The sequence below is a fragment of the Streptomyces bottropensis ATCC 25435 genome (assembly GCF_000383595.1).
Taxonomy (GTDB): domain Bacteria; phylum Actinomycetota; class Actinomycetes; order Streptomycetales; family Streptomycetaceae; genus Streptomyces; species Streptomyces bottropensis.
Window position 1 is genome coordinate 6054111 of the sequence record NZ_KB911581.1, and the last position, 15239, is coordinate 6069349.

Sequence of the window (15239 nt, forward strand, 5' to 3'; positions counted from 1 at the left end):
GGCATCGGGCGGCGCACGCTCCGCGCCACGAGAGTCAGTGGTGTCAGACACCGTCCCGACCGTCCCCGAAGGGATCACCATCATGGCCGTGCACGAGCACCCTCACCGGCGCCCGGGCTTCCACCTGCCTTCGCTGCGCAGGAGCCGGACCGCCTCCGCCTCGGAGTCCGCCGTGTCGGCACGTACCGGCACCCACACCGCGCAGGCCTACGCCCTCGCCTCCCTACGCCTGGTCACCGGGTTCGTCTTCCTGTGGGCGTTCCTCGACAAGACCTTCGGCTTCGGCTACGCCACCCCCTCCGGCAAGGGCTGGATCGACGGCGGCTCGCCCACCATGGGCTTCCTGGGCAACGTGGCCGTCGGGCCGATGGAGTCCACGTTCCACTCCTGGGCCGGCGACCCGTGGGCGAACTGGCTGTTCATGCTCGGTCTGCTGGGCATCGGCCTGGCCCTGGTCGGCGGTATCGCGCTGCGGATCGCAGCCGTCGCGGGCACCGCGATGATGGCGCTGATGTGGATCGCCGAGTGGCCGCCGGCCAAACACCTGTCCGACGGGTCGCTGAGCATGTCGACCAACCCGTTCACCGACTACCACCTCATCTACGCCGTCGTCCTCATCGCCCTCGCGGCGGCCGGTGCCGGTGCCACCTGGGGCCTCGGCAAGCAGTGGGCCAGGCTCCCCTTCGTCAGCCGCAACCGCTGGCTGCGGTGACCGCGGGAGGGGCGGCGGAGTCCCCCAGGACCCCGCCGTCCTCTGCCGCCTGTAGGGCCGGTCGGCCCCGGCCGGGGACCTGCGGCCCCTGCACCTCGCACCCTCTCGCCACGACGCTGGACCCAGGCCCTGATTCGGGCGGCCTCCTCGATCAGGGAGTTGGAGATCATGCCCCGCACCGGGATCGGCGGATTCATGGTCGGTTCCGTCGCCATGCGCGTCGTGGCACACGCCACCCAGCCCGTGGCCCTGGTCAGGGCCGGCGAACAGGCCGCCGACGAGTACGAGCTGGACCCGATGGGCATCCCGTCCGCCGCCACTGCCTTCCGGCCCGTCGCCCTCGGCCTGGACACCGACGTCCCCGACGATTCCGCCATCGAGTTCGCCTTCGCCGAGGCGGCCCGTCGCCACACCTCCCTGCGGGTCGTCCACGGCTGGAACCCGCCGCCCTGCTACGTGTACGGCCTCTCCGCCGACCCCGGCCTCCGTGCCGAACTCGGCAGGCGGCAGGCCGAGACCCTGGCCGAGGTCCTGCGCCCGTGGCGGCAGGGTCCACATCGGCCCCGTCACCCACTCCGTCCCGCACCACGACACCGCCCACGTCGCCGTCGTCGCGCACGGCTGACCCACCCCGAGGAGCAGACATCATGAAGGCAGCGGTCGTACGGGCGTTCGGTGAGCCCCTGGTCATCGAGGAACGCCCCGACCCCGAGCCCGGACCTGGCCAGATCCGGGTACGGGTGGAGGCCTCCGGGCTGTGCCACACCGACATCCACGCAGCCCGCGGCGACTGGCCGGTCAGGCCGAACCCGCCGTTCGTCCCCGGCCACGAGGGCGTCGGCCTCGTCGAGAAGCTCGGCGCGGGCGTCACCCGCCTGTCCGTCGGGCAGCGCGTCGCCGTGCCCTGGCTGGGCCGCGCCTGCGGGCGGTGCGAGCACTGTCTGTCCGGCTGGGAGACGCTGTGCGAGCAGCAGATCAACACCGGGTACGGGTGCGACGGCGGGTACGCCGAGAAGATGCTCGCGTGGGGCGACTACGCCCAGCCGGTGCCCGACGGGATCAGCGCCCTGGAGGCCGCCCCGCTGACCTGCGCCGGCGTCACCACGTACAAGGCGCTCAAGGTCGCCGGGGTCAAGCCCGCGCAGCTCGTCGCCGTCTCCGGTGTCGGCGGGCTCGGGCACCTCGCCGTGCAGTACGCGAAGATCGCCGGAGCGACCGTGGCGGCCATCGACGTCAGCGACGAGAAGCTGCGGCTCGCGGCGGAACTCGGCGCGGACATCGTCATCGACGCCCGCAAGGAGGACGTCGGCCAGGTGCTCCAGCGGCACGGCGGAGCGCACGCGGCCATCGCGCTCGCGGTGAACGAGGCGGCGTTCGCGGCGGCCAACTCCGGGCTGCGACGCGGCGGAAAGCTCGTCATGGTGGCCCTTCCCGCGCACGGAACGATCCAGGTCCCGATCTTCGACACCGTTCTGCGCGGCACCTCGGTCATCGGATCGATCGTCGGCACCCGACAGGACCTGGCCGAGGTGTTCCAGCTGCACGCGGCCGGCCGCACGAAGGTCATCTACGAGACGCGTCCCCTCGCGACCGTCAACGAGTCCATGGAGGACGTCCTGCGCGGCTCGGTCAAGGCCCGCATCGTCTTCGACCTGGGCGCGGGGAAGTGACGAGGATGACCGGGCCCTTGACGGACCTGCCCCTGGTCGTGGGCGTCGACGGATCCGAGGAGAGCTACGGGGCCGTCGACTGGGCGGCGGACGAGGCAGCCCTGCGCGGAGTGCCCCTGCGGCTGGTGTACGCCTCGCTGTGGGAGCAGTACGAGGGCGGAGCCCTGGCTCATGATCTCGGCAGGATCACCGACCGGATACTGGCCGACACGATCGTCGGGGCGGCGGCCGAGCGTGCCCACCGCCGTCAGGTGGGCGTGAAGGTCACCACCGAGGTGTTGCCCGAGAGACCCGTGACCGTGCTGCTGCGCGAGGGACACGACGCCTCGGCGCTCGTCCTGGGCACGCGCGGCCGTAGTGGCCTCACCGAGCTGCTGCTCGGCTCGGTGAGCCTCGCGGTCGCCGGGCGCGCCGAGTGCCCGGTGATCGTGGTGGGCCGCGGCCCCGAGCGCCGGCCCGGGATCCGGACCGAGCAGCGTGTCGTGCTCGGCATCGGCGACGAGACCAGTCCGGCTGCCGTGGACTTCGCCTTCCGGGCGGCGGCCGGCCGGGACGCGACCCTGCGCGCCGTACGGGCCTGGCGGTGCCCGGCGCACGAGAGCACCGATCACCCCCTGCTCGCCGGTGAGCCCGCCCGGCTGCACGAGCAGCAGGCCGCGGAGGTCCTGGAAACGGCGCTGCGGGCGGCCGCGGCGCGACACCCCTCGGTACGGGTACGGCGGCACACCGTCGAAGGGCCGGCCCGCAAGGTGCTGGTGGAGGCCTCACGCGACGCCGATCTGCTGGTCGTCGGCGCCCGGCGCCGTGAGGGACACTTCGGGCTCCAGCTCGGCCGGGTCGCCCACGCCGCCCTGCACCACGCCGCCTGCCCCGTCGCGGTCGTGCCCCAGCGGGTGTGAGGACGGTGGCCGGCTCACAGACCCGCCGCCGAGTACCGCACCCGGAAGGAGAAGGCACGCACCGCTGGTCAGCCGCACCGCGGCTGGACGGCGCGCACCTGCGCCCCGCCGAGCCTGTCGTGCACGGCGTGGCCGACGACTGGCTTCGCAAGTTCTGATGTGAGAGGAGAGATCGCCATGCCCAGCAGCGTGTTGGTCGCCTACGGAACGACGAACGGATCCACCGCGGAGATCGCCGAGGCCGTGGGCAAGGCTCTGCGCGAGGACGGGCTGACGGTCGACGTGCTGCCCGCCCGGTCCGTGGCGAGCGTGGCGTCGTACGAGGCCGTGGTGGTCGGAGGTGGCGTGTACGCCGGGCGCTGGCAGAAGGACGCCCGTCGCTTCCTGCGCCACCACCGTCGCGCACTGGCCGGACGCCCGCTGTGGATGTTCAGCAGCGGCCCGCTCGACGCCTCGGCCTCGGACCGGGACATCCCGCCCGTGCCCGGCGTGAAGCGGGCCATGGTCCGGCTCGACGCCAGGGGGCACGTCACCTTCGGTGGCTGCCTCGAAGAGGGCGCGAAGGGATTCATCGCCCGGAAGATCGTCTCCTCGGGCAAGGGCGGCGACTTCCGGGACTTCGCCGCGATCGAGGCGTGGGCGAAGCGCGTCGCGGGCGAGTTGACGCGGGTATAGACAGGGACGGTTCAGCCGGGTCCGTGCCGATCGGTCGGTACGGACCCGGCAGAGTTCGTCGAGGGTGCTGATTCACCCAGGGACCACGGCGACAGGACACGCGGAATCCCGCAACAGGGCCCGTGTCACGCTGCCGGCCCGACTGCCGACCCGACTGCCGACTCGTTGCCCGGCCGCAACGAGCGCGGCACTCGCGGATCTGAGTATCAGGGCATGCTCCGGGGCGAACAGCACGACGTCTTCGAGCGCCCGTACTTCGGGGTGTCTCGCGCGCCACGGCCGCAGGGCGTCGGCGAGCAACTGCACCTCGTGGTCCTCCCAGGCACCCCGGTCCTCCGTCCGACGCCGAACGGCAGTTCGGCGTCGGACGAGGGGAGTCGCCACGCGTGCACGGCGTGCAGCCGGACATCCCTCAGCAGAGCGGCCTCGAAGGCGAAGCCGATGGCCGCGTCCGGCGGGTCACGCGCGTCCACGCCGAGGGCGACCTCGTCGTGGCGGTGCGACGGGGTCGCGCGGGTGGGACTGTCCGGCACCGCGACGATGGGGCAGGAAGACGACCCGACGATGGCGAGGAAGGCCAACCGCTCTGCGGGGTCAACGGCATTGCCTGTCGAGGCGTGCCGAAAGGGACGGCACCGTGGCGAGGTCGACCTCGCCACGCAGTTCCAGGACGGTGGCCCTGCGGGCGGGTTGTTCCGTGAGGTGCGGTACGGGCGACGGCGGTTCGGCGCTGTTGCGCACCTCGGCGGCTCGCAACCGGTGCGGGCGATCGACGGGACGGTGGTCGCCCGCGAGGCTGATGAGATCGACGCGGCCACCCACTCTGGCTGGAGCGTCGTCGTCAACGGCGAGGCGACGGTCGTGACCGGCCCCGCCGAGCAGGAGCGGCCGGCCCGGACCCGGCCGGCGCTCCTGGGTGCCCTCGCGTCGCCGGCCGCCTCCACGACGGGGTTCTTCCTGCCTCTTGACGGGCCGTCACCGACCCGGAGCCGAACGGCCCTGCGACAAGGGGCCGTTCGGCGCTGCGACGGGTTCTGGCGGCCCCTGCCTCCAGTGTCCGCGGAGGGCGAGTGTGGACTGCGAAGCCGCCGCGACACCCGAAGGGAAGCATGAGCCATGACTCTCCAACACGTGGTCGTAGGAACGGACGGTTCGCTGGTCGCCGTACGGGCGGTGGACCGGGCCGCGGCCGAGGCGGTGCGCCGTGGAGCCGGCCTGCGCGTCGTGTACGCCGTGCCGGACCGGGACGAGGCCGGACCCGTACTGAGCGCAGCGGCGTCGCGGGCGAGCGAGAGGTACCCGGGTCTGCCGGTCGTGACAGTGGCGGCTGAGGGCGGCACCGTACAAGCGCTGGTTCGTGAGAGCGAACACGCGGTCCTGACCGTTGTGGGCACACGCGGCTTCGGCCGGCTCACCGGCCTGATGTTCGGCTCGGTGAGCCTGCGGCTGACCGCGCGGACGCGGGGCCCGCTGCTGGTCGTACGCGGGGACCATCCGTGCGACGACGGCAGGGATGTGCTGCTCGGCCTGGAGAGCGACTCGGACGCGGACGCGGCCGCCTACGCCTTCCAGGAAGCCGAGCGGCGCGGCGCCCGGCTGCGTGTTCTGCACTCCTGGACCCACCCGCGGGTGGCCCCCGAACCGCCGTCGCTCGTGCCCGCGACGAGCCCGGGACAGGAGCGGCGCGCCCGGCACGGCCGCGCCGAGGAGGCCGTACCGCGCTTCGCCCTGACCCGGCTGCGGGAGCGGCATCCCGGCGTCGATGTCGAGATCCGCACGGCCCGTACCGGCGTGGCAGGCTCACTGCTGGAGGCCACGCGGGAGGCCGCGGTCGTCGTCATCGGCGCGCACCGGCACAACGGGCCGGGAGCGCGGTTGGGACCGGTCGCGCACACCCTGTTGCACCGGTCCCACTGCCCTGTGGTCGTCGTGCCCGGCGGATGACCGGCGGCGACCACCCGGCCGACCGTGAAGCGGGCGGTCACCATGGCGGGCCTCGTCCTCGACTGGAGGGCGCTCATCATCGTGGGCATGCCGTCGGCGCATCGGGCGGCAACGCCGGTGCGCACCTGGAGGACGCCTCGCACGCGGCCTCGCCGATCGTCGTCGGGCTCCGCAACCGCACAGGCTCGCTCGGCTCGCACATCGATCCGGTGGCCCGCACGGTCCTCCGGCACGCGGTCGCACCGGTCGCGGTGGTGCCGCACGACTGACGGCGTTCACGCCCACGGGAACGGGGCGTGGGCCGTGAGGCGGAGCCCGGTGATCAGGTCGGGGTGGATACGGATGGCGTGATCCATCCGCTGCGTCATCCAGGGGCGCGACAAAGCACCGTAGCGGGCCAGTTCACGCGGATCGGTGACCAGCCACGCATAGCCGGTGACGACCACGCTCCACCCGGTGTGCGTGTCGGGGTCTATGACGTCGGCCTCGTAGGCGACGACGGCCCCCGTACGCCCGGCCTGCCGGGTGTACCGAGCCAGCGTGGCGTCACCTTGGGTACGGATGACGACGTCGCCGTCGACGAGGACGTGGTTGACCGGGCGGACGGTGGGCAGCGCGTGCCGGGTGAAGACGACCCGACCCAGGGACACGCTGCCCAACAGGCGTAGCGCCTCGACGCCGTCGAGCTCGACGCTCGTGTGCGCTTCTGAGGAGTTCGACGGGTCGTCGTCGCCGGCCATGGCAGATTTCCGTATCGTTCGGTCACTCACAGTTCAGGTCTCCCGAAGTCAGGCGTGGGCCTGATCGGGCCATTCGAACCGCGCGGGAGTATCTCGCACCAGGGCCGTTCGGCCTCGGTCGAAGTCCGGCGGTCCCTGCCTCGCGCGGCTGGGGGCGTATCAACGGTCCAGGTCGGTCACCGGCGGTTAATGGTCTCCAGCGCGGAGGCCAGCACGTGGGGGTCGTGGTGGCCCTTGTAGACCTTGGGCGGGTGCCTGTCCAGCTTCAGGAGCTGTGTCACCGCCGTCCAGGCGGTGCGCACGGAGTACTCGACGGTGAAGACGACGTCGTCGGGCACCTCCGCGAACTGGCCGATGAAGGCGAGGTTCACCGATCCCTCGGGTACGACCCGGGGCCGGTCGGCGCGGCGACGGGCCAGGAACTGGCTGGTGATGTAGGGCATCACGCAGGGCACGACGGTGGAGGTCTCCAGGACCCGGGCCTTGGCCCGCTCGTCGAACGGGAGGTGCTGCAGGACCTCTTCGAGGATCTCGCGGCCGGAGCACATGGTCATCGGCTTGGGTGTGTGGTTGCCGGTCCGGCCGGGGAACAGGCCGTAACCCCACCAGACGCAGACGCCCTCCGGCTGGTCGCGGTAGACGGGCTGGCGGTTGGCGACGATGCTGAGCAGCCAGTTGGAGTCGGTGAACGTCATCAGACCGCCCTTGCCGGCCGGGCTGCCGCTGAACTCTTCGAGAGCGTCGAGGAACGCGGAGCCCTTCGTGGTGACCGTGAACGACTCCCAGCGGGACTCCTTGACCTGTTTGTCGAAGACGGACGGGTCGCCGAAGTCGTCACGGCCGCGGGCCAGTCGATGCCACAGCAGCCAGGCGTCCGAGCGGTGCGGGGCCGGCGGGGGCGCGGAGGTGTGCGAGCCGAGGCTGGAGGCGTCCGTCATGGAGCCGTTGGTGACGAGGACCAGGTCCTCGGGCGCGACGGTGATCTCCTCGTCGAAACCGCCCCGGTTCATGTAGACGGTCTCGACCGTGCCGCGCCCGGTGCCCGGGGCGAACCCGAGGTCGGTGACGTGACAACCGGTGTGGACCGTTACGCCGCGCTCGCGCAGCCAGGCTGTCAGCGGTCGCACGATGGAGTCGTACTGGTTGTAGCGGGTCCGGTGGATGCCCGACATGGAGGCGAGCTCGGAGAACAGGTGGATGAAGCGCCTCAGATAGCGACGGAACTCGATGGCGCTGTGCCAGGGTTGGAACGCGAACGTGGTGCACCACATGAACCAGAAGCCGGTCGTGAAGAAGTGTTCGCCGAAGCAGTCGGTGATCCGTTTGCCGTCCAGGTGCCCCTCGGGGGTGGCCAGGCAGCGGATCAGCTCCAGCCGGTCGCGTGCGGAGAACCCCATCGAGGCCGTATCGACGATCTTGCCGTCGCCGTCGACGAGACGGGCGATGTCGTCCCAGGCGAAGTCCTCGTGCCCGGCCAGGATCTCCTCCGTCACGGAGACGGAGGGGTCGTCGAGGGTGGGGATGCCGGACAACAGGTCGTAGGTGCAGCGGAACTCGGCCTCGAACATCCGCCCGCCGCGCATGGTGTAGCCGGCGTCTGCCGTGCCGCCCGCGTCCAGGCTGCCGCCGATGGTCCGCTGCTCCTCGAAGAGGTGGATGTCGCTTCCCTCGAAGCCGCCGTCGCGGATCAGGAACGCCGCCGCGGACAGTGCCGCGATCCCGCTGCCCACCAGATATGCCTTCGCCATCACACAACTCCTTGTTGTCATCGGTCGAGCGGAACCGCCCGGCCCACGGTTTCCCGTGGGCCGGGGGCCTGTCTGTGGGCCGTTGGGCCACCTCGGTGGTCCGGACGGCCCTGCGAGCGGGAGCCGGAGGTGTCCGCGCACCTTTGGCATGAGGGGGTGCGACCGCGCGGGGAAGACGGTCGCGCTGCCCGCGGGTCCGATGTCGCCGAGCTCCGTCGGACCCGTCGGACGCCGGTCACGCGGTGTGCGGACTACGGCTGAGCTGCCGCGGGGCGTCCGGACGGCCGTGCCCGATGTGCTCACTGCCGTAGTAGGCGGTGCGCATGAGTTCCCGCATGTCGTAGAGCATGGGCGTGCGCGGCTTGGCGGGCGCGCACTGGTCCTCGTAGGCGTTCATGGCCTGCTGGCGCAGGGCGTCGAGAGAGGCACGCCCGTCGACGCCGAGGGACCGGAAGGTCGGTTCCGATGCCCACGGCGTCACGCAGGCGTTCCACCACGGCGGCGAGCGACTCCACGCCCTCGCCCTCCTGCGGGGCCGCGGCGGGCAGGCCGAGGGTGCGGGCGATGTCCTGGAAGCGTTCCGGGGCACGGTGGTTCTCGTACCTGGGCCAGCCCGTGAGCCTGCTCGGCACGGTGCCGTTGCAGCGGATGACGTGCGGAAGCAGACCGGCGCTGGTACGTCCGTGGCGATGCGGAACGTGGCGCCGAGTGGGTGGGACACGGACCGAACCGCCTGTACGGCGGGCCGGTGCGCGTCACTGCCCGGTGATCCCCGGGGAGGGGCCCTTCTCGGCCGGGCGGTCGTCGTCGAGGCGGAAGGTCAGGCTGCTGAACACCCCGACGACCCCGTCCGCCTGCCAGGCCGACCGGACGGCGTGAGCGATGTCGGTACGGTGTTCCAGGCACCCTTCAAGTGTGACCAGGCCGTCGCGTACCGAGACGACGACGGCGTCGGGCGGCAGGCCGGGAGCGGCGACCAGGATCTCGTCCGTCACGTGTCGGCGGATGTCCTCGTCCGTGCGCAGGAAGACCCGCAGCAGGTCCCGGCGGGTGGCGATGCCGATGAGCCGGTCCTCCTCGTCCACCACGGGAAGCCGCTCGATCCCGTGGCGCTCCATCACCCGCGCGGCCTCCGGGACAGGTTGCTCCGGATGCACCGTGATCGCGGGCGTGGACATCAGTTCGCCGGCGGTGGTGGCGAACACCCCGGCAGCCGCTCGGTGCCCTGGACGCCGCAGGCGCGGCATCCGGTGACGGCGATCCAGGCGCCCATCGGCCCGGGCCGCCTGACCGCGCACCAGGTCGGTCCCGGAGACCACCCCGACCACTTTGTCGTCGTGGTCGACGACAGGCATCCCGCTGATCCGATGGGCGTCCAGCAGTCGGACCACGTCCTTGAACGGGGTCTCACGGTGTGCTTGGACGACCTCGTCGGTCATCACGTCGCCCACGGTGTGGATCTTCACGATGTCTTCCTCCTTCACCGGCGGGAGAAGGGACGGGGTCCTCCCGGGGCACGCCGGGTGACGGGGCTCCGCCCACACTCACCCGGCGCATCCGGGTCCGATCCGTCCTGGCCTTCTCAGGCGTACGTCGCTTCGGTCTGCGCCGGCCCGACAGGCGGCCCGCCCCGCCACGGCGGCGGTGCGGCCGACCTGCGGGCCGCGTCCGTGCGGTGTGCGACCTGGTCGGCCCGGCCGCGCAGCCGCTCCTGCAGCCGGTCGGCGAGCTCGTGCGCGCTCGCCTCCCGGGCGTGCACCACCACGAGGGTGCTCCCCACGGTGATCCCGGCCCCGGCGGACCACGGCTGCTCACTGTGGTCCGCCGGGGCCCTGGTGATCCGCACCTCGCCGCTGACGGCCGGAAGTCCCGGCCGGCCCAGAGCCGCGTCGACCTTGGCACGGACGTATGCGAGGGCTTCCTCGTCCACGTCGCCCTCGGCCCGTACACGCACCGCGTCGGTCGTGACACGGGTTCCGGTGTCCCTGGCAGTCATGTGCTCAACTCCTTTTGCATGTCTGCCCGTTCGGGCTGCGGGCTCCGGACTGCTGCGCGTGTCCGCCCCGGCGGACCAGGGCCGGCCGGCCCCGCCGGCGGGGCCGGGTGGGCCGGCCTCACCGGCTGTCGCTCGTCCCCGACTCGGGGAGCGCGGCCCGTCCCGCTTCCAGACGGGCGACCGGGACGCGGAACGGCGAGCAGGAGACGTAGTCGAGTCCTGCGCTGTGGAAGAAGTGGACGGAGTCGGGATCCCCGCCGTGTTCGCCGCAGACACCGATCTTCAGGTCGGGGCGGGCGGCGCGGCCTTCGGCGACCGCTATGCCGACCAGGCGGCCGACGCCCGCGCGGTCGAGCGTCTCGAAGGGAGAGGCGGCGAAGATGCCCTTGTCGAGGTAGGCGGAGAAGAACGCCGCCTCGACGTCGTCGCGGGAGAAGCCCCACGTGGTCTGGGTGAGGTCGTTGGTGCCGAAGGAGAAGAACTCCGCCTCCTCGGCGATGCGGCCGGCGGTGAGGGCGGCCCGGGGCAGCTCGATCATCGTGCCGACCGGGCAGTGGACAGGGACGCCGGTCTCCTCGGCCACCAGGGCCAGGACGTGTTCCACCACCTCGCGTTCGATGCGCAGTTCCTCGACGGCGCCGACCAGCGGCACCATGATCTCGGCCTCGGGGTGACCGCCGGCCCTCGTGCGTTCGACGACCGCTTCGGCGATGGCCCGCACCTGCATGGCGACCAGGCCGGGGATCACGAGGCCGAGGCGTACGCCGCGCAGGCCGAGCATCGGGTTCTCCTCGTGCATCCGGCTGACGGCTGCGAGGAGTTCGGTGTCGTGCGGGTCGGGCGCGGCACCCTGGGCCTCGGCGGTGGCGATGCGGACGGCGAGGTCGGTGCGGTTGGGCAGGAACTCGTGCAGCGGCGGGTCGAGGAGACGGATGGTGACCGGCAGGCCGTCCATCGCCTCCAGGATCCCGGTGAAGTCCTGCCGCTGCAGCGGGAGCAGGGCATCCAGCGCACGCTCTCGGGCGGCGTCCGTGTCGGCCAGGATCATCTCCTCGACCAGCTTGCGGCGCTCGCCGAGGAACATGTGCTCGGTGCGGCACAGGCCGATGCCCTGAGCGCCGAACCGGCGGGCCCGTGCCGCGTCCTCGGGGGTGTCCGCGTTGGCGCGGACCTCCAACCGCCGTACATCGTCGGCCTGCTGGAGGGCGCGGGCTACCGCGTCGACCACGCGGGCGGACTGCTCCCCGCGCTCGCCGGTCTCCAGGTGGCGGATGACCGCGGAGTCGACCAGCGGAGCCGCACCGGCGTACACGGCGCCGGCGGAGCCGTCCACCGAGATGACCGTGCCCTCCTCGACGACGGTGCCGTCGCGGGTGGTGAAGCGGCGGGCGTCGGTGTCGACGGTGAGCTCCTCGGCACCGCAGACGCAGACCTTGCCCATGCCCCGGGCGACGACGGCCGCGTGGCTGGTCCTGCCGCCGCGGCTGGTCAGCACGGCCTGGGCGGCGATCATGCCGGGCAGATCGTCGGGGGCGGTCTCCTGGCGGACCAGGACGGCCTTCTCCCCTGCCGCGGCGCGCCGCACGGCCTCCGCGGAGTCGAAGACGGCCGCACCGACCGCGGCACCGGGCGAGGCCGGCAGGCCGTGGGCGAGCGCGTCGCCGGTCGCGGACGCGTCGAAGCGGGGGAACATCAGCCGGGCCAGCTGCTTCCCGCTCACCCGTGCCAAAGCCTCGTCCGGGGTGAGGATCCCTTCGTCGGTCAGCTCGGCGGCGATGGCGAACGCGGCTTCGGCGGTGCGCTTGCCGACCCGGGTCTGGAGCATCCACAGCGTGCCGCGCTCGATGGTGAACTCGATGTCGCACAGGTCCCGATAGTGCCGTTCAAGGGTCTCCATGTGGTCACGCAGCCGCCCGTACGACGTCGGGTCCAGCCGCTCCAGCTCGGCCAGGGGCACGGTGTTGCGGATACCGGCGACGACGTCCTCGCCCTGCGCGTCGGCCAGGTAGTCGCCGTACAGGCCGGGGCGGCCGGTGGCCGGGTCCCGGGTGAACGCGACACCGCTGCCGGAGTCGTGGCCGAGGTTGCCGAAGACCATGCGCTGCACGGTGACCGCGGTGCCCAGGTCGTCGGGGATGTGCTCGCGGCGGCGGTAGAGGCGGGCGCGTTCGCCGTTCCAGGAGGCGAAGACGGCGAGGACGGCGCGGCGCAGCTGTTCGGCGGGGGACTGCGGGAAGGTGTCGCCCGTCTCGTCGGCGATGAGGTTCTTGTACTGATCGACGAGTTCGGCGAGGTCGCCCGCGTCCAGGTGCAGGTCGTCAGTGACGCCGCGGCTCTCCTTCAGCAGATCCATGGCCTGCTCGAACAGGGCGGAGTCGACACCCATGACCGTGCTGCCGAACATCTGCACGAGTCGCCGGTAGGAGTCCCAGGCGAAGCGTTCGTTGCCCGAGACCTTGGCCAGGCCCAGGACGGATTCGTCGTTCAGGCCGATGTCGAGGACCGTCTCCATCATGCCGGGCATGGAGAACCGGGCGCCGGAGCGGACGGAGAGCAGCAGCGGGTTGCCGGGCTGCCCCAGCAGCCGCCCGGCGGCGGTCTCCAGGCCGGTGAGATGCCGGGAGATCTCCCGGGCGAGGCGGTCCGGTTCCGCGCCGGTGGTCAGGAAGGTGCGGCAGGCCTCGGTGGAGATGACGAAACCCGGCGGGACGGGCAGGCCCAGCCGGGTCATCTCGGCCAGGTTCGCGCCCTTGCCGCCGAGCAGGCCGGCCATGTCGCGGCCGCCCTCGTGGAAGTCGTACACGTAACGGACCATGACGTGGCGCTCCTCGGCTTCGTACGACGGCTTGGTGGGCCCGGTGCGGTTCCAGCGTCGGACGGGTGCCGGCGGAACGGCAGGTGCCGGCCGTCCCCTCCGGTGGGCCGGTCGGCCCCGGTCGTGGCCGGCGAGACCTGCGCCGTCCGCGGGCCGCGGGAGGGGCGCGCACGGGACGGCCGCGAGGAAGTGGGTAGGGGCTGGCGGCGAGGTGCCGGGAATCAGGGCCGACCGGCCCTGGTCTTTCGGCTCCGGGACGAGAAGGATCCCGGTACGGGGACCGATTCCGCGCACACGCACGGGCGGGGGGGCGGCGTCGACGCGGGACGAGGAGCGTCTGATGGCGGACAGTGAAGAACCGGCACCGACGAGGGCGCCATCCGGGTCTTCCTGCTGGACGATCACAGGTGGTACGACGCGGAGTGCGCGACCCGCTGAACGACGAACCGGACTTCCCTGTGGTCGGTGAGGCCGGCACCGTCGAGCAGGCTCTGGTGCGCGTCCCCGCGCTGCGACCGCGGGTGGCCCTCCTGGACGTCCGTGTGCCCGACGGCGACGGAGTGACCGTCTGCCGGGAACTGCGCTCCCGCATGCCCGGCCCGGCCTGGCCTGGCCGGTGAGTGACTGACCGACCGTCAGATCGGCCGACGGCTGTTCCTCGCCGAGAAGACGGTGAAGAACCGCATCTCCCGTCTGCCGGCGAGGCTCGGCGTGGAGCGGCGCATGCAGGCCGCTGTCATCGCCCCCCAGGCCCAGGACCGGCTCAAGCACGAAGGCCACCGAGGCTGCCGGGACCGGCGTACGGGCTGTGGGGCCGAAGGTCCCTCGGCTCGCCCCCGTAGGGCCCAAGCCCGGTCGCGTCCCCGGCCGACAGGCTGGCAGCGCACCCCGGGCCTCACCGGGCCCCGATCGGGAGGACGACGGACATGGCTGACACGACCGTGCGCGTGGGAATCAACGGCTTCGGGCGCATCGGGCGCAACTATCTGCGCTGTGTGCTGGAGCGCGCGGAGACGGCCGCCGGCACCTCGGTCGAGGTGGTGGCGGTCAACGACCTCACCTCCCCGGCCGCGCTCGCCCATCTCCTGGAGTACGACTCGACCTACGGCCGACTGCACCGCACGGTCGAGCACGACGACACCTCGATCACGGTCGACGGCCACCGCGTCGCCGTGACCGCCGAACGCGACCCCGCCGCCCTGGACTGGGCCGGCCTCGGCGTGGACGTCGTCATCGAGTCCACCGGGCGCTTCCGCGGCCTCGACGACGCCGGGCTGCACCTGAAGGGCGGGGCCCGAAAGGTGCTGCTGTCCGTACCGGGCAAGGGAGTTGACGCCACGATCGTGATGGGCGTCAACGAAGGCACGTACGACCCGGAGACCGACCACGTCGTCTCGAACGCCTCGTGCACCACCAACTGTGCGGCGCCGATGGTGAAGGTCCTCGACGACGCCTTCGGCATCGACAAGGGCCTGATGACCACCATCCACGGCTACACCAACGACCAGGTCGTCCTGGACGGCCCGCACAAGGACCTCCGGCGAGGCCGCACCGCCGCCGTGAACATCATCCCGACCAGCACCGGAGCGGCCCGCGCCGTGGGCCTGGTCCTGCCCGAGCTGGCCGGCACCCTCGACGGCCTCGCGGTCCGTGTCCCTGTCGAGGACGGCTCGCTGACCGACCTGACCCTCGTACTGGGCCGGGAGGTGACCGTCGACGAGATCAACGACGCGTTCCGGACGGCCGCCGACGGGCCGCTGAAGGGCATTCTGCGGGTCTCCGACGCCCCGATCGTCTCCCGTGACGTCGTCGGCGACCCGGCCTCCTGCGTCTTCGACGCCCCGCTCACCCAGGCGCACGGCAACCTGGTGAAGGTGTTCGGCTGGTACGACAACGAGTGGGGCTACACCAACCGGCTCCTCGACCTCACCGAGTACATCGTCGCCCGGCTGCCCCAGCGCTGACTGTCAGCGACAGCTTCGGCCCTGACCGCCGGACCTGATCCAGTACCGCCCCCTCCGACGGACCGATAGCGTGGCA

14 protein-coding genes and 4 pseudogenes are annotated in these 15239 nt (G+C 72.2%); 10 read left to right on the top strand and 8 right to left on the bottom strand.

What is annotated here, in order from left to right; translation table 11 throughout:
- Nucleotides 1–82 precede the first annotated feature (82 nt).
- The 5 genes and pseudogenes from STRBO_RS0127010 (at nucleotide 83) to STRBO_RS0127030 (ending at nucleotide 3956) form a co-directional block, all read left to right on the top strand.
- Complete coding sequence (locus tag STRBO_RS0127010) at nucleotides 83–712, top strand: DoxX family membrane protein (protein ID WP_028796867.1); 630 nt, start codon at nucleotides 83–85, stop codon at nucleotides 710–712.
- Between the two features lie 177 nt (nucleotides 713–889).
- Nucleotides 890–1337, top strand: a pseudogene (locus STRBO_RS40630) (universal stress protein); the annotation flags it as partial.
- 22 nt (nucleotides 1338–1359) lie between these two features.
- Nucleotides 1360–2382, top strand: a complete 1023-nt coding sequence (locus STRBO_RS0127020) for a zinc-dependent alcohol dehydrogenase (protein ID WP_005484253.1) — start codon at nucleotides 1360–1362, stop codon at nucleotides 2380–2382.
- 5 nt (nucleotides 2383–2387) lie between these two features.
- Nucleotides 2388–3281, top strand: a complete 894-nt coding sequence (locus tag STRBO_RS0127025) for a universal stress protein (RefSeq protein WP_005484254.1) — start codon at nucleotides 2388–2390, stop codon at nucleotides 3279–3281.
- Nucleotides 3282–3458: 177 nt separating this feature from the next.
- Nucleotides 3459–3956 carry a flavodoxin domain-containing protein gene (locus tag STRBO_RS0127030; protein ID WP_020115141.1) on the top strand — a complete coding sequence of 166 codons (498 nt, stop codon included), beginning with the start codon at nucleotides 3459–3461 and terminating at the stop codon, nucleotides 3954–3956.
- A gap of 72 nt (nucleotides 3957–4028) precedes the next feature.
- On the opposite strand, the gene STRBO_RS45090 is transcribed toward STRBO_RS0127030, so the two are convergent.
- Both STRBO_RS45090 and STRBO_RS0127035 read right to left on the bottom strand, forming a co-directional pair.
- The gene (locus tag STRBO_RS45090; protein WP_245170624.1) at nucleotides 4029–4262 is read right to left on the bottom strand and encodes a universal stress protein; all 234 of its coding nucleotides are present in this window, start codon (nucleotides 4260–4262) and stop codon (nucleotides 4029–4031) included.
- On the bottom strand, nucleotides 4163–4489 hold the full coding sequence (locus tag STRBO_RS0127035) for a universal stress protein (protein WP_237547803.1): 327 nt from the start codon (nucleotides 4487–4489) through the stop codon (nucleotides 4163–4165). The genes STRBO_RS45090 and STRBO_RS0127035 overlap by 100 nt, the downstream gene beginning before the upstream one ends.
- Nucleotides 4490–4593: 104 nt before the next feature.
- Here STRBO_RS0127035 and STRBO_RS45095 point away from each other — a divergent pair.
- From STRBO_RS45095 to STRBO_RS0127050, 3 genes and pseudogenes are all read left to right on the top strand, one after another.
- Nucleotides 4594–4881, top strand: a pseudogene (locus STRBO_RS45095) (pyridoxamine 5'-phosphate oxidase family protein); the annotation flags it as partial.
- 191 nt (nucleotides 4882–5072) lie between these two features.
- Nucleotides 5073–5900: a universal stress protein gene (locus STRBO_RS0127045; RefSeq protein ID WP_020115142.1), complete on the top strand. Its 828-nt coding sequence runs from the start codon at nucleotides 5073–5075 to the stop codon at nucleotides 5898–5900.
- Nucleotides 5897–6169, top strand: coding sequence for an adenine nucleotide alpha hydrolase family protein (locus STRBO_RS0127050; RefSeq protein WP_005484260.1), 273 nt, complete (start codon nucleotides 5897–5899; stop codon nucleotides 6167–6169). The genes STRBO_RS0127045 and STRBO_RS0127050 overlap by 4 nt, the downstream gene beginning before the upstream one ends.
- A 6-nt stretch (nucleotides 6170–6175) precedes the next feature.
- On the opposite strand, the gene STRBO_RS0127055 is transcribed toward STRBO_RS0127050, so the two are convergent.
- From STRBO_RS0127055 to ppdK, 6 genes and pseudogenes are all read right to left on the bottom strand, one after another.
- Nucleotides 6176–6640: a pyridoxamine 5'-phosphate oxidase family protein gene (locus STRBO_RS0127055; RefSeq protein WP_005484263.1), complete on the bottom strand. Its 465-nt coding sequence runs from the start codon at nucleotides 6638–6640 to the stop codon at nucleotides 6176–6178.
- A 176-nt stretch (nucleotides 6641–6816) separates the two neighbouring features.
- Complete coding sequence (locus STRBO_RS0127060) at nucleotides 6817–8409, bottom strand: oleate hydratase (protein ID WP_005484264.1); 1593 nt, start codon at nucleotides 8407–8409, stop codon at nucleotides 6817–6819.
- Between the two features lie 214 nt (nucleotides 8410–8623).
- Nucleotides 8624–9118 (bottom strand): annotated as a pseudogene (locus tag STRBO_RS44240) (bifunctional acetaldehyde-CoA/alcohol dehydrogenase); the annotation flags it as partial.
- Between the two features lie 25 nt (nucleotides 9119–9143).
- Nucleotides 9144–9854 carry a CBS domain-containing protein gene (locus tag STRBO_RS0127070; RefSeq protein WP_245170625.1) on the bottom strand — a complete coding sequence of 237 codons (711 nt, stop codon included), beginning with the start codon at nucleotides 9852–9854 and terminating at the stop codon, nucleotides 9144–9146.
- A gap of 116 nt (nucleotides 9855–9970) precedes the next feature.
- Nucleotides 9971–10384, bottom strand: a complete 414-nt coding sequence (locus STRBO_RS0127075; protein WP_005484270.1) for a hypothetical protein — start codon at nucleotides 10382–10384, stop codon at nucleotides 9971–9973.
- Nucleotides 10385–10502: 118 nt separating this feature from the next.
- Complete coding sequence (ppdK, locus tag STRBO_RS0127080; protein ID WP_005484272.1) at nucleotides 10503–13199, bottom strand: pyruvate, phosphate dikinase; 2697 nt, start codon at nucleotides 13197–13199, stop codon at nucleotides 10503–10505.
- Nucleotides 13200–13539: 340 nt separating this feature from the next.
- Here ppdK and STRBO_RS42275 point away from each other — a divergent pair.
- Both STRBO_RS42275 and gap read left to right on the top strand, forming a co-directional pair.
- A pseudogene (locus STRBO_RS42275) lies at nucleotides 13540–13979 on the top strand (response regulator transcription factor); the annotation flags it as partial.
- 146 nt (nucleotides 13980–14125) lie between these two features.
- Nucleotides 14126–15163: a type I glyceraldehyde-3-phosphate dehydrogenase gene (gap, locus tag STRBO_RS0127095; RefSeq protein WP_005484279.1), complete on the top strand. Its 1038-nt coding sequence runs from the start codon at nucleotides 14126–14128 to the stop codon at nucleotides 15161–15163.
- Nucleotides 15164–15239: the final 76 nt, after the last annotated feature.

Coding starts and splice junctions, on each gene's coding strand:
- gap (WP_005484279.1), top strand. CDS start 14,126: ATGGCTGACACGACCGTGCGCGTGGGAATCAACGGCTTCGGGCGCATC.
- STRBO_RS0127030 (WP_020115141.1), top strand. CDS start 3,459: ATGCCCAGCAGCGTGTTGGTCGCCTACGGAACGACGAACGGATCCACC.
- STRBO_RS0127050 (WP_005484260.1), top strand. CDS start 5,897: ATGACCGGCGGCGACCACCCGGCCGACCGTGAAGCGGGCGGTCACCAT.
- STRBO_RS0127020 (WP_005484253.1), top strand. CDS start 1,360: ATGAAGGCAGCGGTCGTACGGGCGTTCGGTGAGCCCCTGGTCATCGAG.
- STRBO_RS0127060 (WP_005484264.1), bottom strand. CDS start 8,409: ATGACAACAAGGAGTTGTGTGATGGCGAAGGCATATCTGGTGGGCAGC.
- ppdK (WP_005484272.1), bottom strand. CDS start 13,199: ATGGTCCGTTACGTGTACGACTTCCACGAGGGCGGCCGCGACATGGCC.
- STRBO_RS0127010 (WP_028796867.1), top strand. CDS start 83: ATGGCCGTGCACGAGCACCCTCACCGGCGCCCGGGCTTCCACCTGCCT.
- STRBO_RS0127075 (WP_005484270.1), bottom strand. CDS start 10,384: ATGACTGCCAGGGACACCGGAACCCGTGTCACGACCGACGCGGTGCGT.
- STRBO_RS0127055 (WP_005484263.1), bottom strand. CDS start 6,640: ATGGCCGGCGACGACGACCCGTCGAACTCCTCAGAAGCGCACACGAGC.
- STRBO_RS0127045 (WP_020115142.1), top strand. CDS start 5,073: ATGACTCTCCAACACGTGGTCGTAGGAACGGACGGTTCGCTGGTCGCC.
- STRBO_RS0127025 (WP_005484254.1), top strand. CDS start 2,388: ATGACCGGGCCCTTGACGGACCTGCCCCTGGTCGTGGGCGTCGACGGA.